Origin of the sequence: Bdellovibrio sp. BCCA (genome assembly GCF_037996825.1) — a bacterium.
Taxonomy (GTDB): domain Bacteria; phylum Bdellovibrionota; class Bdellovibrionia; order Bdellovibrionales; family Bdellovibrionaceae; genus Bdellovibrio.
In genome coordinates this window covers 881,415-905,652 of record NZ_JBBNAC010000001.1, presented here as the reverse complement: position 1 = coordinate 905,652, position 24,238 = coordinate 881,415, and the positions used below count along the sequence as shown (strand labels likewise).

The window sequence follows — 24,238 nt, the reverse complement described above, 5'->3', positions numbered from 1 at the left end:
ACAGCAGGCGCCAGCCCGCGTCTCTCAGGAATGCTCAAAAAGAATTTAGAACACTTTCAGGTCACACGAGGTATGAAGAGCAAAGAAGGGGCCACTAGAAACAGACCCCTGTTTAAAAAATTATCTTAGATTTGGAATCTGTCTTTGAACCCAATCTTGGTAATAGGGAGCATACATAGAAACTCCGCGACCGTGGCACACCGTTGCTTCCGTGCGACCATTCACGATGGAATTTACGCCTAGAATTTGCAACTCTCCACGTACTTCCACGAATACCGGGCCGCCAGAATCTCCAGAACAAATTCCGTTGTCAGGTTGTGACATCACAACGTTCGTTGAAGTCGTGTAGAGATCTTTTTTAAAACTCTTTTGAGTCGTACGAAGGAACATAGAGCCTTCGCCTGATTCCGCCGTAATACCATAGCCTGCCAAGGTCACAGTGTCAGAACTTAGAGCACTTTTCCCGTCATAGATTTTACTAACGTGATAATCAGAAGGAATAGATGTTGGAAGTTTGACAAGAGCCACGTCATTTTCCGCATTAGAACGTCCTGAGTAGTCTTTGTGATAAAGGAAATCACTCGCGATCACAGACTGTTTCTCTTTGTTAAATCCAGATTCACAAGTAATGTCCGTGTGGAAAATCGCCATCACTTTATCAGCGTTCTTCACACAGTGAGCTGCCGTCAAAATGACGTCGCGAGAAACCGGAGTTCCCGTGCAAATGGAAGAGTCTTTGCCTGATTTGATTAAAAGCAAAACGACTTTCTTAGCCAAAGCATCGGCCGCCGTTACTTTCACTCCTCCGATAATTCCATCCATTTGCGAAGCCGGAACACACTGAGCAGGCGCTTTAGCATCCTTCGAAGACGAACACCCCGCCAAAAGAGAAACAGACAAAACCAACCCCAAGCCCGGGCCCACAAACTTTTTCATCGCCAACGTCCTTCTAGTATTTTGAGATGAAGAAGCCCTAAGCAAGGGTTCTGCCAGGTTTATTGTTGTTTATTTTGACTTAAAGAATTTGAGGCGGACACGGATTAGACACTTCCGCCTCTTAAGATGTAAGACTTACTTTTCACCTACGATGTAGGCAATCCAGCTTTGGCAGGCTTCACCGTGATCAACGCGTGTGAAGTTACCGTCACCCGTGCCGTCCTTAGCAGTGCCTTCCCAATACACGTGAGTCTTCCTAAAGCCCACTTCGTGCATGATATCGCGGATCTCAGGGATCGACCAAATTCTCCAGTCGTAACTGAAAACTTGCTCGATTTTTTTACCCCAAACTCTGAAGTGAATATGGAAAAGAGCTTCATTCGTCACAGGATCAAAGTTTGTTTGATCCCAGTAGTAAGTAAAGCCTTCGTGCTTAATGGTGTCTTCAATGGCATCGTAGCACTGACTGCCACCGAAAATATCCACTAAAAACATTCCATCTTTATTCAACGTCTTTAGAACGTTCGCAAAATATTTTTTTAGAACGTCTCTTTGCTTAAAACAAAAATAAGAGAAGTTCATTGCAGCCACAATGTCAGCCTTCGGAAGATTTGCATCAAGAACGTTTCCTTCAAGCAACTTCATACGACGTTGCTGTTCAGGTCTCATCTTAATCAAATAATTCTGACGACCGTAAGCCATCGGTTCTGGATCAAGATCAATACCGATCGCCTCGTGACGAGGATTCAACTTAATCCACTCTGTCGAAAGAGCAAAAGTTCCACAGAAGTCTTCACGGAAAGTACGAGCGCCTTTACCTTTTAATTCCTTATAGGTATCGCGGATAAAAACAACATCGTTTTCCGCCGATTGTACGGCTTTACGATAAAGCTCGTACTTATCGAAAAGAATCTTCGCGCTTTTTTTATTAACACGACGACGGACTTTTTTTCTGTGGTTCACTTCTTTTTTCGTCATTATGGGACTTCCGCTACGACTTCACGAATCGCAAGTTCAATATCAGTAAGCTGTGGCACAGAGTTCTTCTCAAGATTTGGATGAAGCCCGATACCAGGCAAGTTTTTACCAGCAAGGACACGAGGACGTGCCATCAATTGATAGAACAACTCCTGAGTTGCACGATAAGCCAAGTGCTCACCAAAGTTTGTTACTTCCGTATCTTCATTCACGAAAAGAACACGACCTGTTTTTTCAATGGAAGACTTAATCAACTGCCAGTCGTAAGGATAAATGGAGCGAAGATCGATCACTTCAACAGAGATTCCCTCTTGCGCCAATTTCGCAGCCACTTCATCACAAAGATGAACCATGCGGCTGTATGTAACAACCGTGATGTGTTCTCCAGAGTGAGTGATCTTACCTTTACCAATTGGCACCATGTACTCTTCAAGATCTGGCCAACGAGGCTTCCAGCCTTCTGCATTTTGCACCGGCTTATCAATCATCGCTTTTAATTCTTTTTCATCAACTGGTTCACCAGGGATGAGTTCATCACCTTTATGGCGCATCAAAGCTTTCGATTTTAGATACAAAACAGGATTTGGATCTTTGATCGCAGAAAGCATCAAGCCGTAAGCATCCAAAGGATTTGAAGGCATCACGATTTTCCAACCTGGAAGACGAGAAGCCCAAGCATCAAACGAATGAGAGTGATAAACGGAACCAAAAATTCCCGCCCCTACAGGAGTCATCACCACCATCGGAAGTTCGACTTGGCCGTTTGTACACCACAAAGTGTTTCCGGCAATTTTTAGTAGATCAATTGTATTGAAGATATAATCCGCAAATTGGATCTCAGCTACACAACGGTCGCCCGTCATCGCAATACCCATCGCCATACCGATGATACCGCGTTCATCAAGCGGAGAGTTCCACGCATTTTTAAGACCTTGAGTCGCCGTAAATACACCACCAAGAGGTGCGCCTACGTCTTGTCCAAAGATGTCTTTAACACCAAGATTTTTTTCACCGTAGTGAAGGGCCATTCTGATAGCCTGTGCTACACTCGCCATTAGAATTTCCTCCAGTCTGCATTTTCATTGCCGACGAATACATGATCCCAAACAGATTCCGAAGTTGGTGACGGTTCTTGACGAACTTTCTCTTGCGCCAAGACTCCTTCTTCTTCATAGATTTCCCAGATTTTCTTCGCGGCTTTTTCAGAAATGATACCCGCTTTGATCAATCTGTTTTCAAATTCGAAGACAGGATCAAACATATGAGTTTTTTTATTCGCACCATCTGCTGAAGAGTGACCGTACAAACGAGTCACGTGCGCTTCGATAAACGAAGGCTTTCCAGTTTTGCGGATGTATTCCATCTCTTCTTGCATCGCCAAGTAAGATTCAACAGGATCGTTACCGTTGATCACGCGTGAACGAATATTGAAAGCTCTCGCACGGTCCGCGATGTTCGTTTCACCGTGTTGTCCTTCAAACGGAGTTGAGATACCGAATTTATTATTTTGAACAGTAATGAGAATTGGCAACTCTTGGCCTTTACGAGACGCCAAGATCAATGCCGAAGCGAAATCACCTTCCGCAGTTCCGGCATCACCGCCAGTCACAATCGAAATCGCTTTTTTACCGAAACGTTTTTGCGCGTGAGCCGTTCCGCAAGCAATCGGATATTGAACTTCGATAGGAGAAGTTACAGGAGCCACGTTCCATTGCGGGAAGCAATAGTGGTTGGCAAAGTTACGACCACCCGTTGAAGGGTCTGTGGATCTATTCATGATCAAACGAATAGAATCAATCATCGTCATACCAAGAGCCAACAACGTTGGCGTACAACGATAGTGCAAGTGGAACCAATCATGAGCAAGGCCTTGACCTTTGTTCGCAAGCATTCCGAGTGGCACACCGAAAGCTTCTTCGCCCGGTCCACCGATCCAGAAATACGCTTCACCGGCTTTGTAGATTTTAATCAGACGCTCTTCAAGCACGCGCGATTTCACCATCAAGTCATGCATGCGAAGCAAGATCTCTTCAGAGAGTCCGCCAAAGTTATCTGCTTTAGTTGTTACTTTTTTAGAAGTCTTCGTAGCTGCCTTCGCAGTGGGCTTCGCTGCTTTTTTCGCAGACGGCTTGCTCCCTGCTTTCACAGTGGTCTTTTTCGACATTGAAAATCTCCATCTCTAATTCGCGTCTATCTAAGCGAAAAGAGAAGCTTTTGTCACGTCAAATAGGTCCCGAAAAAGGGGACCTTGGAGATTCTTTAAAGAGCCCGAAAACCGGGCTCAGATCAAATATAAAGGGGTCTGAGAAGAAACTAGCGCAGTCCAACCGCACGAAGGGATTCAAAAACAGCGTTGCACTCTTGAGGACTTAAGCGCTCCGCACAAGTATTAAGCATCTCACGCGCATAATCTTGGAATTGCGCATCTGGCGTAAGCTTCTGAGTCATGACGGTATAGAAAATACCTTTCATCTTTTCCCAACCCAAAGCTTCTACCATCAAAGCCGAAGCCTTGTTTGGAATACCACTAAGCATGTGAACGCCGCAGTTGTCATTGCCAGAAGAAGGAACACAACCAGGTCCCATTTCTTTTGGAATTTGCGACACATGAGAAGGCTGTTTATCCAAACCTCTCTCAGGATTCATCATGTCACGCAACGCTACGATCGTGCGACCTTCTTTTTGACTGAATTGACGTTTGCCGTTTTCAGTCAAAACGTTTTCACCGATCAACCATTTTTGAGTGGAACGACCCGAATAAACTTCAGCCATTTCTCCGAATACGTCCGCGAAACTTTCATTCAAAGCTCCCGCTTCACCCTCGTATTTTAAACGAGAAGATGTATCCACGATGGCATGAGTGTATTCGTGCGCAACCACGTCGATGTGTTTTTCAAAATTATCAAGAACAGAGCCGCCGGCACCGAAAAGGAAACGGTTTAAGCCTGAAGCCCACGCTGCATTTTGTTTAAAGGCGCTAAAAACAGGAATGATATTGATTTTGCCAAGCCCTACCGTGGCTAAAATTTCAGAGTTTTGTCCATCATAACTGCGACGGCCAAACTGCGTTTCAAAAAAATCCGTTGTCGTGACGAGTGTCTTATAAGCATCTTTGTGTGACGAAGAGTTTTTAATCGCCTGACGAACAAGCAAACGAGATGTATCCTCACCGTCTTTAATAACCTCAACACCTGTTGGATACCAAGGAAGAGAATAGAAAATGCGAATTTGCGGGCGAGCCATTGCAGGCACTGCAAAACACGCAACTAAAGCCGTCGCTACAAACTTTTTAAACACAAGATACTCCAGGTAATAAGTTTTGGAGTCGCCGTTATAGCACGCCTCCGGAGTTTTGAATCAGCGCCTATAAACTCTCCAGGGCCGTCTAAAAAGTCGACAGGACCCAACATCAGTTTTGTAAAAGGGCTCATGTCCCCTCTTTCCCCTTGCGAAAAAGCCTCGGTGCTGGCTAATTACCCCCCTATGGAAAATCAAAATTTGAAGCGTCCCGAACTGTTGCTCCCCGTAGGTACAAAAGAAATGGCTATGGCTGCCATTCACAATGGTGCCGATGCCATTTTCATGGGAGTTCCAGGATTCAATGCCCGCGGTCGCAGTTACGACTTTCAAATTGAAGAGGTCAAAGAGATCATCGATACCTGCCATCTTTACGGCGTGAAAGTAAACCTGGCTTTCAATATTTTAATTTTCCAAAACGAGCTTCACAAAGCAGCCGAAACCCTTGAAAAAATTCTTCCTTTAAAACCAGACGCCTTCATCGTTCAAGACCTCGGCTTGGTGCGAATGATTCGCCAAATGGCTCCGCATCAACGTGTTCACGCTTCCACGCAAATGAGTATCAGCAATGCCGAAGCTATTCAGTGGTTGGACGATTTGGGTATTCAGCGTTTCGTTTTAGCGCGTGAAAACTCCATCAAAGAAATTCAAGCGATCAAACAAAATACCAGCAAAGAAATCGAAGTCTTTGTTCACGGTGCTTTGTGCGTGAGCTACTCAGGACAATGTTTTACTTCTGAAGGTATCGGCGGTCGTTCTGCCAATCGCGGTCAGTGTGCGCAAAGCTGTCGCTTCAATTATGAAATGCACGTTGATGGTGAAAAGCGCGACCTTAATGGAAAATCGTTCCTAGTTTCTCCTCAAGATCTTTGTGGAATCAACGAAGTTCCAAGCCTCTTAGAGGCTGGTGTTGATTGCTTTAAAATCGAAGGCCGCTTAAAAACTCCTGAATATGTAGCAACAGCGGCTCGCAGCTTTGACGAAGCGATTACGACAGCTCAAAAAAATCATATTCTTACAAATCCGATTCTTTTAAAAAAGCAAATGGCCACGGCATTTTCTCGCGGCTTTTACAGCGGTTGGTTCCATGGCGTGAATCACCAAGAATTGGTCGAGGGAACTTTCAGTGCACATAGAGGTTTTGAGTTCGGAAAAATCTCGCGCGTGAACGGCAACTCTTTAGAAGTGGAAATCACGGAAGAGAATGTCGCGCAAGGTTTGAAGGCTGATTTCATCAAAGCCGGTGATGGTGTTCTTTGGGTCTACAATGATCGTAACGGACAAAGTGTTGAAAAAGGCGGATTCGTTTTCGCCGTAAAAACATTGAATCCCCGTCGTTTTGAATTGGAATTCTCCCGTGACATCGCGATGGATGGTTTGTACTTGGGTGCCCGTGTTTTCTATAATCACGATAAAGATCTTAAAAAAGATGTCGCTTTGAGCGTTGAAGACAAACAAAGAAAAAAACGCGTGCCTGTGTTCATTCGCGCCGAAGCTTCCTTGGATCAACCTCTGAAGGTCGAATACTCTGATGGCAAAAACACCGTCACTGCTTATTCTGAAAACGTTTGTGAAGCCGCAAAAAGCAAAGGACTGAACTCTCTTGATTTGCGCGAAGAGCTTTTTGCTTTGATGGGAAGTCCGTTCCGTGGTGAAGGCTTTTCTTGCGAGTTGGACAATGCAACTCCTCTGTTTTTACCTCACCGCCAGATCAAAGAATTGCGCCAACAGCTTGTTAAAGAATTGACGGAGCTGCGTATTCAAAACGGTAGAGCGCCAGAAATTGGTTCTGCCACCCAAATGGGTTCGTGGATTGAAAATAAAAAAGCATCACAAAAAGAAGCTTCTGGGGTGAAGCTAAATCTTCTCTTGCGTGAAAAAGCGCAAGTTGAAGATGTGGCGAATGCGATCAAAGCGGGAACGCTTAGCACTGAAAGTTTGAATCTCGTTATTTTGGATTTCGAATTCGGTCTTGATTTCGAACCAAGTCTAAATCTTTTAAGAGAACAAGATTTGAAAGTTGCTATCGCAACAACACGTATCTTAAAACCAAATGAGCACCGTAATATCAAACACCTTTTGAATCTCAATCCCGATGCGATTCTTGCGCGCAATTTAGGTGCTGTTCAGTACCTGCAAGCCAATGCTTATCAGGGTCAGATCTTAGGTGATTTCAGCTTAAACGTCACTAATCATCTAACAGCTCAGTATCTGCTTGATAAGGGACTTTCAAGTCTGTGCTTGGGTTATGATCTTAACCACTTGCAAGTCAGTGAGTTGATTCAAGCCGGTCAAGCTGATCGTTTTGAAGTCACTGCTTATCAATACATGCCAAGCTTCCACATGGAGCATTGTGTGTTCGCGGCGTTCTTAAGCAAAGGCTCCAGCTTCAAAGATTGTGGCAAGCCTTGTGAAAAACATCAGGTAAAACTCAAAGATCAGTTCGGCAACTGGCATCAAATTAAACCCGATCAAGAGTGTCGCAACACCATGTTCAACGCCACTTCTCAGTCGGCAGCTCGTTTCATTAAAGAATGGGAATCGCTGGGTCTGGGTTACATCCGCTATGAAGCTTTGAAGGAACGCGAGACGGAACTCATTGCAAAAATCCAAGGACACTTGGACTTTATCAACGGCAAAAAGGATTTGGAATCATTGATCAAAGACCTTGGAAACGTTGAAAGTTACGGTCTTTCTGAAAGTCATTTTCAAAGAGAAAAAGAATATCAAAGTCGTAAGAAATAATTGAACGAAGGCAGCTCTGACAAAGCGGTCAGAAGCTGTCGTTTATTTTAGCGGATATTTGGCGTTTAAATACGTCTGATACTCTCTAAGAATAGACTCCATCACATTCTTAAGAAGTTCCTCAAATAATGGGTCTTTGGACGGTCCCGTTCCCAAGTTCACGAAGTCTTTTAGAATCTGCTCTTCCCGTTCAGGGCTATAAAACGGCAGACCTTGCTCTTTCTTGATTTTCCATACTGCCATCGTCAAATCACGACGGCGCAGAAGCAAGTCATGCAACTCTTTATGAACCTGATCAATTTCCTGACGAAGACTGGCAATGGTTTCCACAGTTCTACCTTCTACTTTTTAAAATTAATCCAAACGGAAGAGCGCAAACTTCAGATAACGAAGCTCTTCCATAGCCAATGGATAAGGGTGATCCACAGGTTGTCCGCCCAGATAAACCAAGGTTCCCTTCTTACGCGCTTTCGAGAAGGCTTCCTGGCAGATATCGATGAACTCTTTGGTTGAGATATGACTTGAGCAAGAACTCGCGGCGAATAAGCCCTCAGAGTTTACAAGCTTAATCGAATTTGAAAAGACCTTGGTGTAAGCGGCTTTCGCTTGTTCCACGGATTTTTCATTCGGCGCAAAGCTGGGAGGATCCGTGATCACAAGATCATATTTTTTCTTTTCTACGTTTTGCTGTTCAAGAAAAGCAAAAGCGTCCGTCGCAATATCAGTGTGTGCAGTTTTGAAGCCGTTGATTTCAAAATTGCGAGCGACCGCTTGAATGGCAACCTTGGCAATATCAACGCTGGTCACTTCTTTGGCTCCGCCCTTTGCAGCGAAAAGAGAAAACCCGCCCGTATAACTAAAAAGATTTAGGACCGTTTTTCCCTTGGCAAAGTGCTGGATCATCTTCCGGTTGTCTCTTTGATCTAAAAAGAAACCTGTCTTAGCGGCATCGCGAATGTTTGATGCGAACAACACGCCATTTTCAAGAAATTGCACTTCAGGTGCTAAGGTTCCAACGATGTTGACGCCTTTTTCTTCGACGTCGTTACGGCGTTTTAGATACACGCATTTCACCTGAGGAAAGTCGGCCCGAATTTTTTCAGCGATTACTTTTGCATTCCAAGTTTTTTCCATGATGGCATGGTCATGCTTAATCACAGCTGTATCGTTGTAAACATCCACGATCAAACCAGGAAGGCCATCCCCTTCGCCGTTAATAAGACGGAAAGAATTTGTGATGGATAAATCAAAGGTCTTACGAATCTCAACGGCCTTGCGCCATTGGCTGTCGAAGTAAAGCTCCAAGGTTCTTTTCACGTTATTGCGTCTAAAAATAGGCTCATCCGCCAAAACCAAAACGCGGAAGCGCAATTGCGTGTCACCCTGCCAGATTCCCAAGGCAAGCGCCTCGCCTTTATAAACCAAAAGATGAATCCCCGACTTAGGCGGGCGTCCTTCGTCAAAACAATTGGCAAAGATCCAACGGTGCCCTCTTTTAAGGTGCTTTGTGACGTCCCTTTTAAGCTCGATGGCCAAAACGGGTTCTTCAAATGTGACAGCCGCAGAGTTCATATAATTCCTTAGAAGAGGCTCTTTTTAAGCCAAATCTGCGCCTCTCACAAGGACTATGAGTTCCTTTTGGGGAACTCAGTAAATTTGCCAACCCCTTATTTTCACTCAGCCCTTCTTTGTTTGACTCGTTAGGGTTTCTCATTGAATCTCGGCCTCTATGGCTCAAAAATCGTCCTTGTCTTCTACCAAACCCATCTTGTTAGATCAGAAATTTTGGCAAGATTTCGCCAAGAACAACTGGGAAAAAAAGCCTCTTCTTTTAAAGAACGTTAAATCGGGTCTTTTAGAAATGAGCGATGCCGAGATCTTTGACCTTTTGGTTCTTTATAGCGATCGCTGCCGCAAGACCAACAATCCCGAGGGCTTTAAGTTTTACATCCAGGGTTTTAAGGTGGGAGCTGAAGACGTCCTGCAAGTTCTTCCCGTAAAAAAAGACAAATCTCTTTTGGGATATCACAAGCGCATGAAAGACCTCTTCTCGGATTACTGCTTAGTCTGCGATGAACTTTTGACCGTGAACCTTAAGAAACAACATCTTTTAACTGATTTCACGAATGAGCTTTATCGTCATGTAGGTTACCCCAATCGTTTTTCTGAGATGGGTCTTTATCTCGGGAACTATCGCAAGACACCGTTTGGTGTTCACGTGGACTCTTGCGGAGTTTTTAGCTTTCCGGTGGCTGGAACAAAGAAATTCCGTCTTTGGCCCTCAGAATTTGGCAAAAAAAATCCTGCTCTTGATCGTTCGTTTAAATACGACAAATACAAAAAAGATTCCCAGCTTTTGGAGGCCGGTCCGGGCGACATGACCTATTGGCCTTCTTCCGAATGGCATATTGCAGAGTCTGACGGTTCCTTCAGCGCGACATGGAGTCTTGGCATTTGGGTGGATAAACCTCAAAAAGACATGGTCTCTGAATCTTTAAAAAGTCTGCTTGATAAAAAACTTGGTGATGTCGGGCACAAGGTTACGACGTCATTTAAAAATCTGCACAAGCCTTCAGGTGAAGTTTTCGAACTCCCGGAGGCTTACCAGCAATCAATCAAATTACTTCAAACATTGAACTCGCTAGAACTTCAAGAAGCGTTTCTTAAATCCTGGATGCAGCATATTTCTCTGCAAGGATTTAAAACAATTCCCGTTACGAATTGCAAATTATCGGTAAAATCCGAAATTCAACTGCGCAGTGATCGTTCGTTGATCTTGTGGCAACAGTCCATCACTTCAAAAGAAAAAATCTATTTAAGTTTCGGCGGAGTTTTAGTTGAAAGCTCATTTAAAAGCGGCCTTCTGAAACTTGTCAAAGCTCTGAATGCAAACAAAGCTTGTGCAGTAAGCACTTACCTCAAGGGTGCATCTCAGAAGCAAGATCTTGTAGCCTTACAAGCTCTTGCTAATGCAGGCGCAGTTGCAGCTATAAAATAAAAAAAGCCCAGGGTTCTGCCCTGGGCTTTAACAACAACAAACATGGCCCTACTCAAAGGACTCTTAAGACGCCTTACTTAGCGTTGGCCTGCTTCGGAGTTACAAGAGCTTTACCCTCTTGCAACTGAATCAGATCCAGAAGTACACTTTCTGCTTCCTGAATATCAGGACGCTTCAAGTACTCTTCATTTTTCTTAGCCTTACTAGCCGTCTTCTTAGCCTTATCTTTTTTATCTTTTTCGTTTTTATCTTTTAGCACTTCGCTGACACGGATCACTTTTCCGCGCGCTTTGGCTTTGTTTAACTCATCCACGATCTTTTTAAATTCATCGTTCTTAGCCACACGCTCAGAAGATCTATCACGCAAAGACTTCAACCACTCAGGTTTCAGCTCCTTCCATGCACCAGGGCCTTCTTTTACGTAAGCATCTGGAGAAATAAACGCTTCAATTGTTTTTGGCGGAAGGGAGTAATCCATGTACTTCTCACCAATGTCATCCGTGCTGTAAGGCCCCGGCAACACAACGTCTGCATCAACACCGCGATGCTGAGTCGATTTACCACCTGGGATAAAGAACATACCCACAGTCACTTTGATGGCGCCCAAGTTATTTGGAATCGGAAGAACGGATTGAACGCTTCCTTTACCGTATGTATGGTCACCACCAACGATCACGGCACGTTTATAATCTTGCAAAGTTCCTGATACGATTTCAGAAGCTGAAGCAGAAATACGGCTTGTCAAAACAACAAGAGGTCCCGCCCAGTCCACTGTTGGATCAGTATCACGAAGAGCTGATTCAGCACGGCCTTCATTTTTAGAAGATTGCTTCACCACGTTTCCAGTTTGAAAGAAAAGACCTGCGATTTTCACAGCATCTTCAAGGGATCCACCACCGTTATTAGAAAGATCCAGCACTAAGCCGTCTGCTTTTTTATCAACAGCTTCTTTCACAAGTTTTTTCATATCCGCAGCAGAAGATCTGCCGCCACGACGAGAATCCGCATAGAAAGATGGGAAGTTGATGATACCCAACTTCTTTTTCTTACCGTCGATTTCTTTATCAACGAACGTGATAGATGCTGCCTCGTCTTCCAAGTTCACTTTTTCACGAGTCAACGTAACGTCGAAACGTTTTTTCGCGTCACCGGATTTACGCAAGATCGTCAAACGAACTTTCGTTCCTTTGTTACCACGGATTTTTTTAACAACGTCTTTCAAGTCTTGATCAATCACATTTTCCATCGCGCCTTTTTCTTGGCCGACAGCAATGATCTTATCTTGAGGCTCAATCAAACCTGATTTCGCCGCTGCCCCACCAGGAACAAGCTGTTCCACAACTGTGAAGCCGTCTTGAGAAGAAAGTGTCGCTCCGATACCTTCCAAAGAAAGACGCATTTGAATTTCGAAATCTTCAAGCACATCGCGAGAGAAGAAACTTGAATGTGGATCTAAAGCTCTTGCGAAAGAATCCAGGTAACCAGAGAACAAATCATCTTGAGTTGTCTCTTGGGTTCTCTTCACTGCGCGCTCGTAATTTTTAATGACGTTTTTCTTGGCTTCATCCAGTTTCATGTCTGTTGCCAAGTAATTTCCGATTTGGAATTGAATATATTTTTTTAGATATTCGTTAGCTTCGGCAGCATCTTTTGGCCAAGGCTTTTTATCAGGATCGAAAGTGAATTCCGTTGTGGCATCGAATTTAAAATCTTTGCCCAAGTATTTTTTCGCAAAATCAGCGCGATCCTGCACTCTCTCAAGAACGAGCTTTTGTGTCTGATCAAGGAAGCCACAATCTCTGTTTTTTGTTTTTTCAAAAACATTGCCTGTGATTTTTTTGATTTGTTCAACATCAGCTTGAGTCAGATAAATTTTAGAAGGATCTAATCTCTTAAGATATTGATCTACGACTCGCGTTTGCAACTCAGTATCACGATTAGAATACTTAACGTGATTTGCTAAGAAGCCTTGTTCTATCACCGTGAGATAACGGCATTCCAAACCTTCTTTAAGCTGAGCTGAGGCAATCGATGAAATCGCCAATGATCCAGCAACAATGAAACCTTTAACACCTTTCGAGAATGAACTCATGCTGATCCTTCCATGTTCGAAACTGATTTCATTAGATTATCAAAGATTTAGTAGAGAGCATTCTATTTATGAAGCTCGTCATAAATTAGGACGTGGGAAGGATTTTAGGACTTTTGTCTGTCTTCTTCGAAAAAGGACAGTTGTGAGAGGTTCTCCACTTTCTCACCGCGCAAACCGCCCAGCTTCACTTCATGTTTAATGAAGTTTCCATGCTGTGTTTCGATCATAAAGAAAGACATCTCAGGGAATCTCGCCTTTAGTCGAGTCATCTCTTCAACGATAAGTTGGATATTTTTAGGATCATCATCGGACATACCAAAACGGTGATGTGCGTTGTAGCCATAAAGTTCAATGGCCTTTTCCACACTCGCACGAATGGCGCGCTGTTTTAACTCTGCGGTTCCTTGTGTGAAATCCAAATCGCCCAACTCTAAACGTGTCTCTTTATGACTCACGGGATAGATGCTGAGGTAATTAGGTTCTAAAGGAAGCAGTTTATTTTGAACGAAAACGCGGATGCCATCTTTTAAAGTTTCGGGATGGTGACCGCGAGCCGTGATCACAGAAACCGGGCGTTGATTGAACGCCGCGTGATAGAAACACTCCCAAGACGGACCTTTCCATTGAAAATCCGGAAAGCCCAAAGCAGCGGCCACATCTTGCACGAAAATTTGCTTTTTACCCTGAAGTTTTTCGACTTCACCAATATGCACATCGCGGAAGTTACGGAATGTTCCTGTCATGTCACAGAAATCAAGTTGGTAGTCAGCGTAAGGACCGGACTTACCAATCGACTGATGGTACTGAGCGAAATCTCCGCTAGAGATTTGCACTTCGGAGCGATCATTTTTATGGAAAAGAATTAGAGGTGTCGTAAGAAACGCGATGTTGTCGTCAAAGTCGAAGAAATAAAAACTACGTCCACCCAAGTGGAAGTTTCTATCTTTCTCTGGAGCGCGATTGATCCCCAGTTCTAATTGTCCTTTGCGTGAGCTGTCGCTCATACTTACTCCGACTGTTCCTGAAATTACGTCGAGCAAATTTAGCAAAGAATCCCCCTTACGAAAAGGGGGATGAACAAATTACTTTTTTGACTTGCGAGTGACTACTTTTTTGACACCGAGAGCTTCGGCTTTGTCCTTAGCGGTCGTAGCTTTCTTTAAAGCCTTCTTGGGAGCAGCCGCTTTCGCAGCTCCTTTGGCTTTGCCTTTTCCTTTAACCTTCGTGCCGCCCTTTTCATTAATCAAGGCAACAGCTTGTTCTAAAGTCACTGTGTCGGGAGTTGTTCCCTCTGGCAAAGACACATTCACTTTTCCGCTCTTAATGTAAGGCCCGTAAGGTCCGTTATAAACCTGAATCGCATCGCCAGAATCCGGGTGTGCCCCAAGATCTTTCAATGGAGCCGCTTTACCACGCCCCTTCTTCGGTTGGCTGAGCATTTCAAGAGCTCTTTCCAAAGTGATTGTGAAGATACTTTCGCCTTTTGGAATAGAACGATAATCTCCATCGTGCACAACGAATGGACCAAAGCGACCCAAGCCCGCTTTGATTTCCTTACCCGTGCCGGGATGTTCACCCAAAGTTTTTGGCAAAGACAAAAGTTCCAATGCCATCTTGAGATCCACTTGCTCCGGCTGAGTGCCTGGAGGAAGAGAAGCCCGTTTTGGTTTATCATCTTCTGGAGACACATCACCCAGCTGCACGTAAGGACCATAGCGGCCATTCAATACGTAAACTGGAAGATCTGTTTTTGGATCTTTTCCGATGGAGTCAGCCCCATTGATTTTTTGATCAATCAATTTTTCAGCGATTTCAGGAGTGATATCTGCAGGAGATTCATTGTCTGGCAACGAAGCACTAACATCTTCTCCGTCACGCTTTGTTGTGACGTAGGCACCATAACGGCCGACGTGGAATTTATATTTATCCATGCCTTCCAAAGTCATTGTGCGCGCTTCATCGGGATTGATTTTTTCCTCTTGATCGTCGACACGGGAACGCAGACCTTTTGGTCCTTTGTAGATCGACGCCAAATATTTTTCCCAATCCAAATCACCGTCGGCGATATTATCAAGACTTTGTTCCATCTCGGAAGTAAATCCAAGATCCACATACTCAGACAAATACTGACTTAAAAGTTTTGAAACAATCATCGCCGTGAAAGTCGGAATCAAAGCTGTTCCATTCTTACGAACGTAACCACGATCGATGATCGTTCCGATAACAGAAGCGTACGTCGACGGACGACCGATACCTTCTTTTTCCATCGTTTGTACAAGGCTTGCCTCTGTATAACGAGCTGGCGGTTTTGTTTCATGCGATGTTGGATCTAATTTTGCGCATTTCACAGCGTCTTTGACTTTCAACGCCGGCAAGCGCACTTCTCTTTCAGCCAAATCTGCTTCTGGATCGTCACTTCCTTCAACGTAAGCACGCAAGAAACCCGGGAACTCAATTGTCATTCCCGAAGCACCAAACAAAGCATCACCCACTGTGATCTTTGCGCTCACTTGCTTTTGACGAGCGTCGACCATTTGCGAAGCAATCGTGCGTTTCCAGATCAAATCATAAAGGCGGAATTGAGTTCCAGTCAGACCTGTCTCATCTGGGTCCATGAATTGATTTCCTGCAGGGCGGATGGCTTCATGGGCCTCTTGCGCGCCTTTCACTTTTTTCGCAGCATAGTTGCGCGGTTGTGGAGTCAGATACTCTTTTCCGTATTTCGATTGAATACAATCGCGAGACGCATTGATCGCTTCATTCGACAAGAACGTAGAATCCGTACGCATATAGGTGATGAAACCTTGCTCGTACAATTTCTGCGCGACTTGCATTGTTTCGCGAGAGCTTAGGCCTAATTTTCGGTTGGCTTCCTGTTGCAAAGTCGAAGTGATAAACGGAGCCGCTGGTTTTCTGAACGTGGGTTTTTCTTCCACATCAGAAACAGTCCATGCACCGGATTTCAAATCAGCAGCGAGTTTTGCCGCCGTTTTTTCATCTAAAACTAAAACATCTTTTCCGGCTGTCAGTTGACCTGTCAAACCGTCGAAGTCTTTACCTGTTGCAACTCTTTGATTTTTATATTGCTGCAAACGAGATTCGAAGTTCACACCGTCTTTAGAAAGTTCGGCAAGAACTCCCCAGTAAGCGGATTTTTTAAAGCGGATGCGCTCAAGTTCTCTTTCAACAATCAAACGAACGGCCACGGATTGCACGCGACCCGCAGAAAGACCGTAAGCCACTTTTTTCCAAAGCAGCGGAGAAATGGTGTAACCCACCAAACGGTCTAAAACACGGCGCGCTTCTTGTGCACGCACAAGATTCAAATCGATTTCACGTGTATCTTTCAACGCTTTCTGAATCGCGTCCTTCGTGATCTCATGAAACACCATGCGCTTTGTGGGAACTTTCGGTTTTAGAACTTCCAACAAATGCCAACTGATTGACTCCCCTTCGCGGTCTTCATCGGTTGCGAGGAAGAGCTCTGAGGCTTCATCAAGTTTGTCTTTCAGGTTTTTCACCACTTTCACTTTGTCTTTAGGAACGCAGTAAAGAGGTTCAAAGTTTTTATCGACGTTGACACCAAGCTGTGCCCACTTCTCTTTTTTTACTTTCTCAGGAATGTCTTTCGCAGATTGTGGCAGGTCACGGATATGACCCATGCAAGATTCAACGACATAATCTCTTCCGAGGAACTTACGAATGGTCTTGGCTTTTGTGGGAGACTCCACAATGACAAGCTTAATACCATCTGATGCGTCACTTTTTTTGGCCATGCTAAGTCCTTCATTGTAGTTCGGATCTCACCTAGACAAATGTCTGTGGTGTAGCCCGTACTATATATATAGACAAAAAATGAAGGCGATTGCCTTTTGGTGCAAGTCTAATTTTTGACAACCCTCGCCATAGGTACCAGCCATTCGCCATAGGTACCTGCTTCCCTCTGTCGAAAAAAGGTACATGTTCCTTTTCGGTACGATGGGAAGCTGGTACCTTGAGGTATGCAAGACGTTTCGAATTTCAATCACCGACTTCAATTTCTTCTCACAGATATCGACGACACTTTGACGGATGAAGGTCATCTAGGTCCTGAAGCTTACGAGGCTTTATGGAAACTTCATGACTCCGGCATCCACGTAATTCCGGTAACGGGTCGTCCTGCTGGTTGGTGCGAAATGATTGCGCGCGTCTGGCCCGTGAGTGGCATTGTTGGAGAAAACGGCGGATTTTATTTCCGCTACCATGGAAAAAAAATGCATCGCCATTTCTTTTTTGATGAGCAAACACAAAAAGAAAATCGCTTAAAGCTTCAGCAGTTGGAAAAAGAAATTCTTCAAAAAGTTCCTGGCTGCGATCTTGCCAGTGATCAGTTTTGTCGTTTGATGGATCTGGCCATCGATTTCTGTGAGGACGTCCCCGCTCTGCCTCAAAGTGAAGTGCAAAAGATTGTCGATATCTTTCATTCCCATGGCGCTCAAGCAAAAGTCAGCTCCATTCACGTGAATGGTTGGTTTGGAAGTTATGACAAACTCACGATGTCTTTGCGCTTCTTAGAAAAAGAATTTGGCGTGAATGCAGAAGACGCAAAAAAAGTCTGTGGCTTTAGCGGAGATTCTCCAAACGATGAGCCAATGTTCACCTACTTCCCTCACAGTTTTGCCGTTGCGAATATTCAAAACTTCATTGATCAGATTAAGAACAAGCCTACTTACGTGACGAAAGCGCGTGGTGGTTTGGGATTTACTGAGATTGCCGCTGCGATTTTGAAAAAATAAAAAGTGCATGCGTTCGCATAAATCTTTGTAGCGAGCATTCTGTTGTTATTAGAACGGCGATGAGATTTTTCATCGCTTCGTTTTGAGATTACCACATTTACATAATAAACGAAAAAAACGTCGTAAGCTTTTTGAACTGAACAACGATCAGTCATTCTTATGTTATCTCAGCTCTAGTGAAAATTTTTTGAACACTTAGTTTTTTAAAACTGTCAGAAGCGTGAACAGCGCAAAATTTATTTTTTTCACCCGGTTTTTATTTTCAAAATTTAGAACTAACCTGATTTCGGATCTCAATGAGGAGGGAACCACATGAACAAACAGGTTATCGTTTCAGCATTGTTAGCGATTGGGTTTCTTGCAGGATGCAATAATAACTTAGCTCCACTAAAAGCAACTAACGACGGTTCACAAGAGGCAGCTTCAACAGCTCCTGTCGTGAATAACTCTGAAGCACAAAAGATGCTTAATAATATTGAAGCGGCTTTGAAAGAACATTCTGTTGATCACAACGTCGCAACTAAAATCACGAATCAAAAACTTTCATCAGGATTGATGTTAGATAGTTCACAGATCAGTATGATCCTGGGAATGGCAGGTTCTGCTCTCAATGGTTCAGGTCTTGGCAACAGTAATGATCTCAGCGCCATCATCCCCGTTCTTATTGGTGGTGCCACTCAGGGTGCCGGCAATATCGGACTCCCAAGTTCACAGTTAAGTGATTTGTTGGGAATTATTGGCAACGGATCGTTGAGTTCAATTTTAAATTCGACAACAGGCACGGGTGGCGGATTGCCAACAGGTTTGATTCAAACTCTGACGGGATCTTTGTTTCAAAATCTTCCGGTGGCTGGAGTGACTTCAGGAAACATTTCGCAAGTCGCGGGATCACTGATTAGTTCATTGACTGGTAACCTTGGCAATACAGGTCTTGGCGGAACTGATCTTTCAAGCATTATTCAAAGTATTTCATCAGGCGCGACTCTTGGAATCGGAAAATCCGGCTTTAACTCTTCAATGCTGACAAGCATCCTTGGTCAAATCGGCATGGGTTCTGTGACAGGAATTTCTGGAATCAATCTTCCTGGTGGTATGAACACTTCGATGTTGCAGAATTTATTGGGTGCATTCACTTCAGGTTCTAACTTTGGCTTGGGACAGCTCGCAGGTTCTCAAGTGATCAACAACTCAATGATCTCAACTCTACTTGGCAGTTTGACTCAAGGCCAATCAGCGGCACTTCCTTCAACAGGTATGGGTACGTCACAACAACAAATGATGATGACTTTCATGCAGATGTTGTTGGCTAATCTAGGAAAACACTAAGTTAAAATAAAAAAGCACTGACCATTAAAGTCAGTGCTTTTTATTTTTGATTCGCTTGCAGAATTTTTAAGCTTCATCAATCACAAAGCCCGAGTGTCTTATACTGAGACGACCGATTCTCCCCGAAGCCAATCACCGTCCCCTGTCTCCTTCTTAAACAGTAAAATCCCCCATAAACGCATTAAATGCAGGCACGGCCCTCGCATATCAATGTTTTGGATAAAACCAAAAAGGAGAGAGAGAACATGAAAAAGCAATTCAAAATGGCTATCGCGGCGTTAGTTCTTTTAGGTTCAGTTCATGCTATGGCAGAAGAATCTGCTGAGTTTGACTTGGAACACACTAGAATTATGGCGAATCAATCGTTCCAAATGGAAGAAATGATCAAAGAAATGAATATTTTCCAAGAAGAAGTAGGCCTAGCATCAACTGCTGAAGGCAATAAAGTTGGTCAATTAACGAAGTTGATCGTGGAAGCTGAAATCATCAGAGAAAACGCTGACAGAACTGAGTCTGAAGACGAAGTCGACAGCGCATGGTCTCAAATCAGAGGCTTGCACCAAGTGGCATGCGAAATCTCTCGCGGCAAAGACAACTGCAAAGGCTTCTAAAAAATTCCCAAATGAGCAAAATATCAAGAGCCCCTATTCTAATTTTTTCAGCACTGTGCTTCAGCATGGGGGCTTGCTCATTTAAAAAAGATAGCGCAAAAAATAACAACGGCACAGCCACTATCGCTGCCGTTCGAGATCCACAATTCTGTGAGAACACTCAGACGAAAACTGAAGATCTCGACATTGTATCATTAAGCACAAGTACTAAGCCCGGCGATTTATGTTTGGTATGGTCCCAGCTCCGAAAGGCCGAGGCTCAAAAGGCACTTCTTTCCGTTCATGAAGTTGCATTTAGCAATTTAATCAAATCAATGACTGACTACTCGGAAAGTATTCCCCAAGAAAAAAGAAAACTCCATTTTAAAAATTTTCTTCAGTGGTCTATCAAGTTTTCAAGCAATATCTCAAAAATGCCAGTACAAGACTTGATCGCACTTAACAATCGGACATCAAACTATGAACTGAACTCCGAGTTAGTACCGACAGATTTCATCGAAAAGAAATTATACCTCTATGTTGACACTGATCACTTTTCTCTCGATGAGTTTGCCGCATATACTGACTCCCTCACACAAAAAGTTTCTCTACAAAGCCTTTGTTCGCAAGATTCCCTGAAACTTGCTTTTAGAAGAAAAGCGCTAAGCTCTCACACCTTGCACCTTTTGCAAACCTGTCGCTCCACTTACGATCTAGATAATATTTTAGCGCTTAGAGCCGGGTACCTTAAACCAGTAAATAATTCTGAGTTATTAACGTTACAAAATGCGCTAGATTCACGTCTCTTGATATTAAAAGAAACTTCAACATGGAAAGAAACTGCCGTTGTAGTATCATTGGCAATCAAACGTCTTGATACTAATTTATTCAAGCTGGCTCAAATCGCATACCAGAAGCACAATAATCTATTGTTCAGCGTGGCGCTTTCGAAGCAGTTTCAATACGACGTTGAGAAATTTGTCAGCATCACCAATCAAAATATTCTTATCAAAACTCTGAATTCTGGTGAAATTCTAGAGGCCTTGAGACTAAATGAAAGCGCAGATCTATTTTCATATTTCTCCAAATACGATATCATCCCTTCTTCAGAAGTAACTTTTGAAGTACTAAAAGAAATTAAAAGAGTTCGTACAGAGTCTCAATCCTTTTACAGTGAAAAAGCTGTGGTAGCATTTCTTAAGCTTCTTAAGAGCAATCTGTCCACCGATTACGGAATTCACTCAAAAAATTTAGAATTAGCTGCCTGCGAAAGACGCCTTCTCATGCACCGTCAAGGATCACAAATAATTTTAAATGAACTTGATTCGTCTTCCTTTGGATTTCTAACAGTTGCTTTTATGCCAGATCAAAGTTTAGACCTTAGATCCGAAGCTTCCACCAAACTGTTTCCCTATACTCTGGGAGATGCCATTTTTAGAAAATTATATGTAGATCCGAACGCTGAAGTTCCAAGCTACATTCAAGACAGAGCTCTGAACTATGCACCGGACGGGGCGATAGTGTATTCAATTTCTGCGGAAACATTACTCGCATCTATCGTTGATACTGGAAATTTAAAAGATAATATAAAATGCAACACTATAGAAGCGGCCTCATGCACCAACGGCGAAAAAGTCTATACCGACTTCCTGAAAATTATTGAAGCTATAAGAAAATCAAAACCCAAATTTTTTAACAACATACAGAAATAAAAAAGCCCAGGGTGACCTGGGCTTTTTCTTTTTAAGCTCCCGCAAAACTCTGCGGCTTCACCAAAACATCAGGACAGATCATCGAGCTTCCTGGTTTTCCATATTGATTGCTTAGATCTTCAATATCACGTAAAAGATCCAAAACATTTCCTGACATCACAAATTGGTCAATAGGCCCCACACGCTTGCCGTTTTCATACAAGAAACCTTCAGCAGGCATTGAGAAATCGCCTGTCGATTCTTTAAATCCGGCATGCAAACCCGCAGAGAACTCTGTCAAATGCACAACTTTGTCATAAGAAGCCAAAAGTTCTTCTAAAGACTTCGTTCCTTTTTTCACAACAAGATTCGTCGAAGAAATGCCTTGTTGAGAAGCCGGGCTACGACGAGCGTGAGCCGTGTGCGGAAGATTCATTTTCTTCGCGTACTCTAAGTTCGTAAGGAAGTTTTTAAGCACGCCATTTTCAAAAAGAACTGTCTTTTGTGAAGCAGCCCCTTCGTCATCAAATGGACGAACCGCTGTGCCCGTAGGCTCAAAAGGATCATCAATCAATTGGAACTTCTCGCTCGCAATTTTTTGTCCCAATTTTCCATTAAACAAAGACTTTCCTTCGTGAACTTCTTTGGCAGAAAAATAGCTTTCGATCATTTGTAGAATCATCGGAAACTGCGTGCGGTCAATCACGACAGCGTATTTACCCGTCGCAAGCTTTTGCGCTCCCAAACGAGAAATCGCTCGTGTCACACCTTCATCAGCCACTTCTTGAATATTGATGTCTTTAAATGAGCGTGCAAAGAAACCATCGCCGTCCATTTTTGTCGACTCACCTTCTTTAGCCAAAGGATAAGCATAACCAGAAAAATAGTTTTGCTTAAACTCTTGATCTAGCCCTTCAGAGTTCAAAATCCTTCTGAAACTTACAGTCTCATTGAATCCAGAATAAGGAACGGACTGAATACGCGCATCTTTATCGAGACATTTTTCTTCCAAAAGACGAGCGACTTCCAACTTTTTATCCATCGCAATTTCTTCAGGATGGAAAAGGTTCATCGCTTGCACCGTTTGCGGTTTTAAAAGAGGAACTGCTTGAGTCTCGCCTTTTTGCACCGTCTTTGCGTTGTTCAAAGCTTCACCGTATGTACGAAGCAAGGATTCATCAGAAAGATTCTCTGTATAAGCATAACCTTGATTCGCACCAAGGATCACACGAAGTCCCGCCATTTGAGACTGCGTGGATTCAAAAGACTCTAATTTCTTTTTTGAATAACCGATCTTAAGATTTTCGCCGCCAGAAATGAGCATTTCTACTTTAGCGCCATCTTTCTTAGCTTGATCTGCGATTTTTTGAAAATTCTGTTTAATTGTATCCATTATTTCGCTCTCCCGCCGACCATGAGGCTAGAAACCAAGATCTGTGGCTGACCAACCGCCGCTGGAATACTGCCACTCACAGAGCCGCACATTCCGCGTGCCAATTGTAAATCGTCAGAAACTTTTGTGATCTTTCCAAGAGTGTCGATACCGCGGCCGATCAAGCATGCGCCTTTAACCGCTTCATCAATACGGCCATTGCGGATGATGTAAGCTTCACGCACTTGGAAGTTATAATCACCCGTACCTGGATTCACAGAGCCGCCACCCAGTTTTTTTGCGTAAAGACCATAATCCACATCACGAATCATGTCTTCAAACTTATCTTTTCCCGCAGCGATGTAGGTGTTCCTCATACGCGACGCCGGAGCATATTTGTAAGACTGACGACGACCACTTCCTGTCGCCTCAAAACCTGTTTGACGAGAACCCATTTCATCGACGATGTAAGATTTCAAAACGCCATTTTCGATCAACGTTGTTTTCTTCGTCTTATTTCCCTCGTCATCAAGATTCAAAGAGCCCCAGCCATTTTCAATCGTTCCATCATCAATAGCCGTCACACTTTCGTGAGCGATCTTTTGACCCATTTTTCCGCAGAAAACTGAAGCATCTTTAGCAACACTTGTTGTTTCAAGTCCGTGCCCACATGCTTCGTGGAAAATAACTCCACCAAAAGCATTGTCGATCACAACAGGCATTTCTCCCGCCGGAGCATAGTTGGCTGTTGTTAACATCACAGCACAATCCACCGCTTTTTCAGCAAGAGATTTTAAATTGATTTGATCATAGATTTCCGAAGTCCCCATGTGGCCTTCATCTTCCGTCGAACTTTCTTTCACGCCATCTTTTTCAACGAACGTTTCAAGACGAATGCGCGAATAAGCGCGCTCATCATAAGCCATCACGCCGCGAGAGTTCGCGATTTGCACCCGCTGGAATTTTTCATTCAATCCCGCTTCAACTTGAGTCACAGAAGAATGGCGCGCACGCGCATGTTGATCCATCGAGTTCAACCATTGGAACTTACGATCACGGTTCATCTCCCACGGTTTTTCACCGTAAGTGTGAATAGAATCAAACGGCACTTGCATCAACGGCAAAGTCTTTTTCGCCGTGCCCGTGCCACGGCTTTGTGCCGCATTCAAAGCGGCCTTCACCAGACCTACCTCTGAAAGATCGTTCGTTGTCACATAAACGATTTCGTGTCCAAAGAACAAACGAATTCCCGCGCCGTAAAGCTGACCGACAATCGCTTGCTCGGGTTTAGAATTTAAAACTGAAAGTTGAGATGAATATGTGTCTTCGACAAAGATATCTGCAAAATCCGCCCCTGTGCTCAAAGCCGCATCCAGAGCTTTTGTCAGAATATGAGGTTGAATAATCATGAAGACCTCCTTAGTTGATCAAGAATATC

18 protein-coding genes are annotated in these 24,238 nt (G+C 43.7%); 6 read left to right on the top strand and 12 right to left on the bottom strand.

Annotated features, from left to right (window positions below; genetic code table 11):
- Nucleotides 1-120: 120 nt before the first annotated feature.
- The 5 genes from AAAA78_RS04485 to AAAA78_RS04465 form a co-directional block, all read right to left on the bottom strand.
- Nucleotides 121-936, bottom strand: coding sequence for a S1 family peptidase (locus AAAA78_RS04485; RefSeq protein WP_340590546.1), 816 nt, complete (start codon nucleotides 934-936; stop codon nucleotides 121-123).
- A 135-nt stretch (nucleotides 937-1,071) separates the two neighbouring features.
- A complete protein-coding gene (locus tag AAAA78_RS04480) occupies nucleotides 1,072-1,914 on the bottom strand; it encodes a class I SAM-dependent methyltransferase (protein WP_340590545.1) in 843 nt (280 codons plus the stop codon).
- Nucleotides 1,914-2,969: an alpha-ketoacid dehydrogenase subunit beta gene (locus AAAA78_RS04475; RefSeq protein ID WP_340590544.1), complete on the bottom strand. Its 1,056-nt coding sequence runs from the start codon at nucleotides 2,967-2,969 to the stop codon at nucleotides 1,914-1,916. Before AAAA78_RS04475 ends, AAAA78_RS04480 begins: the two co-directional genes overlap by 1 nt.
- On the bottom strand, nucleotides 2,969-4,078 hold the full coding sequence (locus AAAA78_RS04470; RefSeq protein WP_340590543.1) for a thiamine pyrophosphate-dependent dehydrogenase E1 component subunit alpha: 1,110 nt from the start codon (nucleotides 4,076-4,078) through the stop codon (nucleotides 2,969-2,971). The genes AAAA78_RS04475 and AAAA78_RS04470 overlap by 1 nt, the downstream gene beginning before the upstream one ends.
- Nucleotides 4,079-4,227: 149 nt before the next feature.
- Nucleotides 4,228-5,211, bottom strand: a complete 984-nt coding sequence (locus AAAA78_RS04465; protein ID WP_340590541.1) for a M4 family metallopeptidase — start codon at nucleotides 5,209-5,211, stop codon at nucleotides 4,228-4,230.
- A 186-nt stretch (nucleotides 5,212-5,397) separates the two neighbouring features.
- Between AAAA78_RS04465 and AAAA78_RS04460 the strand changes: the two genes are divergently transcribed.
- Entirely contained in the window at nucleotides 5,398-7,956 is a 2,559-nt protein-coding gene (locus AAAA78_RS04460) for a U32 family peptidase (protein WP_340590540.1), read from the top strand.
- 42 nt (nucleotides 7,957-7,998) lie between these two features.
- On the opposite strand, the gene AAAA78_RS04455 is transcribed toward AAAA78_RS04460, so the two are convergent.
- Together AAAA78_RS04455 and AAAA78_RS04450 are read right to left on the bottom strand one after the other, a co-directional pair.
- The gene (locus AAAA78_RS04455; protein WP_340590538.1) at nucleotides 7,999-8,286 is read right to left on the bottom strand and encodes a chorismate mutase; all 288 of its coding nucleotides are present in this window, start codon (nucleotides 8,284-8,286) and stop codon (nucleotides 7,999-8,001) included.
- 24 nt (nucleotides 8,287-8,310) lie between these two features.
- Nucleotides 8,311-9,528: a class I SAM-dependent rRNA methyltransferase gene (locus AAAA78_RS04450; RefSeq protein WP_340590537.1), complete on the bottom strand. Its 1,218-nt coding sequence runs from the start codon at nucleotides 9,526-9,528 to the stop codon at nucleotides 8,311-8,313.
- 157 nt (nucleotides 9,529-9,685) lie between these two features.
- Here AAAA78_RS04450 and AAAA78_RS04445 point away from each other — a divergent pair, with 157 nt between their 5' ends.
- On the top strand, nucleotides 9,686-10,954 hold the full coding sequence (locus tag AAAA78_RS04445; protein ID WP_340590536.1) for a JmjC domain-containing protein: 1,269 nt from the start codon (nucleotides 9,686-9,688) through the stop codon (nucleotides 10,952-10,954).
- 73 nt (nucleotides 10,955-11,027) lie between these two features.
- Here the strand turns inward: AAAA78_RS04445 and AAAA78_RS04440 are convergent, their stop codons facing one another.
- From AAAA78_RS04440 to topA, 3 genes are all read right to left on the bottom strand, one after another.
- Entirely contained in the window at nucleotides 11,028-13,046 is a 2,019-nt protein-coding gene (locus AAAA78_RS04440; RefSeq protein ID WP_340590535.1) for a S41 family peptidase, read from the bottom strand.
- 104 nt (nucleotides 13,047-13,150) lie between these two features.
- Nucleotides 13,151-14,050, bottom strand: a complete 900-nt coding sequence (locus AAAA78_RS04435) for a hypothetical protein (RefSeq protein ID WP_340590534.1) — start codon at nucleotides 14,048-14,050, stop codon at nucleotides 13,151-13,153.
- 78 nt (nucleotides 14,051-14,128) lie between these two features.
- Complete coding sequence (gene topA / locus AAAA78_RS04430) at nucleotides 14,129-16,822, bottom strand: type I DNA topoisomerase (RefSeq protein ID WP_340590533.1); 2,694 nt, start codon at nucleotides 16,820-16,822, stop codon at nucleotides 14,129-14,131.
- A 225-nt stretch (nucleotides 16,823-17,047) separates the two neighbouring features.
- Between topA and AAAA78_RS04425 the strand changes: the two genes are divergently transcribed.
- The 4 genes from AAAA78_RS04425 to AAAA78_RS04410 all read left to right on the top strand — a co-directional run bounded on the left by AAAA78_RS04425 (nucleotide 17,048) and on the right by AAAA78_RS04410 (nucleotide 21,449).
- Nucleotides 17,048-17,821, top strand: coding sequence for an HAD family hydrolase (locus tag AAAA78_RS04425; protein ID WP_340590532.1), 774 nt, complete (start codon nucleotides 17,048-17,050; stop codon nucleotides 17,819-17,821).
- Nucleotides 17,822-18,133: 312 nt separating this feature from the next.
- Entirely contained in the window at nucleotides 18,134-19,147 is a 1,014-nt protein-coding gene (locus AAAA78_RS04420) for a hypothetical protein (protein WP_340590531.1), read from the top strand.
- A gap of 245 nt (nucleotides 19,148-19,392) precedes the next feature.
- A complete protein-coding gene (locus AAAA78_RS04415) occupies nucleotides 19,393-19,758 on the top strand; it encodes a hypothetical protein (protein WP_340590530.1) in 366 nt (121 codons plus the stop codon).
- A gap of 11 nt (nucleotides 19,759-19,769) precedes the next feature.
- Entirely contained in the window at nucleotides 19,770-21,449 is a 1,680-nt protein-coding gene (locus tag AAAA78_RS04410; RefSeq protein WP_340590528.1) for a hypothetical protein, read from the top strand.
- 31 nt (nucleotides 21,450-21,480) lie between these two features.
- On the opposite strand, the gene AAAA78_RS04405 is transcribed toward AAAA78_RS04410, so the two are convergent.
- Together AAAA78_RS04405 and AAAA78_RS04400 are read right to left on the bottom strand one after the other, a co-directional pair.
- Nucleotides 21,481-22,821, bottom strand: a complete 1,341-nt coding sequence (locus AAAA78_RS04405) for a TldD/PmbA family protein (RefSeq protein ID WP_340590527.1) — start codon at nucleotides 22,819-22,821, stop codon at nucleotides 21,481-21,483.
- Nucleotides 22,821-24,209 (bottom strand): TldD/PmbA family protein, encoded by a 1,389-nt coding sequence (locus AAAA78_RS04400; protein ID WP_340590526.1) that lies wholly within the window; start codon nucleotides 24,207-24,209, stop codon nucleotides 22,821-22,823. Before AAAA78_RS04400 ends, AAAA78_RS04405 begins: the two co-directional genes overlap by 1 nt.
- Between the last annotated feature and the right edge of the window lie 29 nt (nucleotides 24,210-24,238).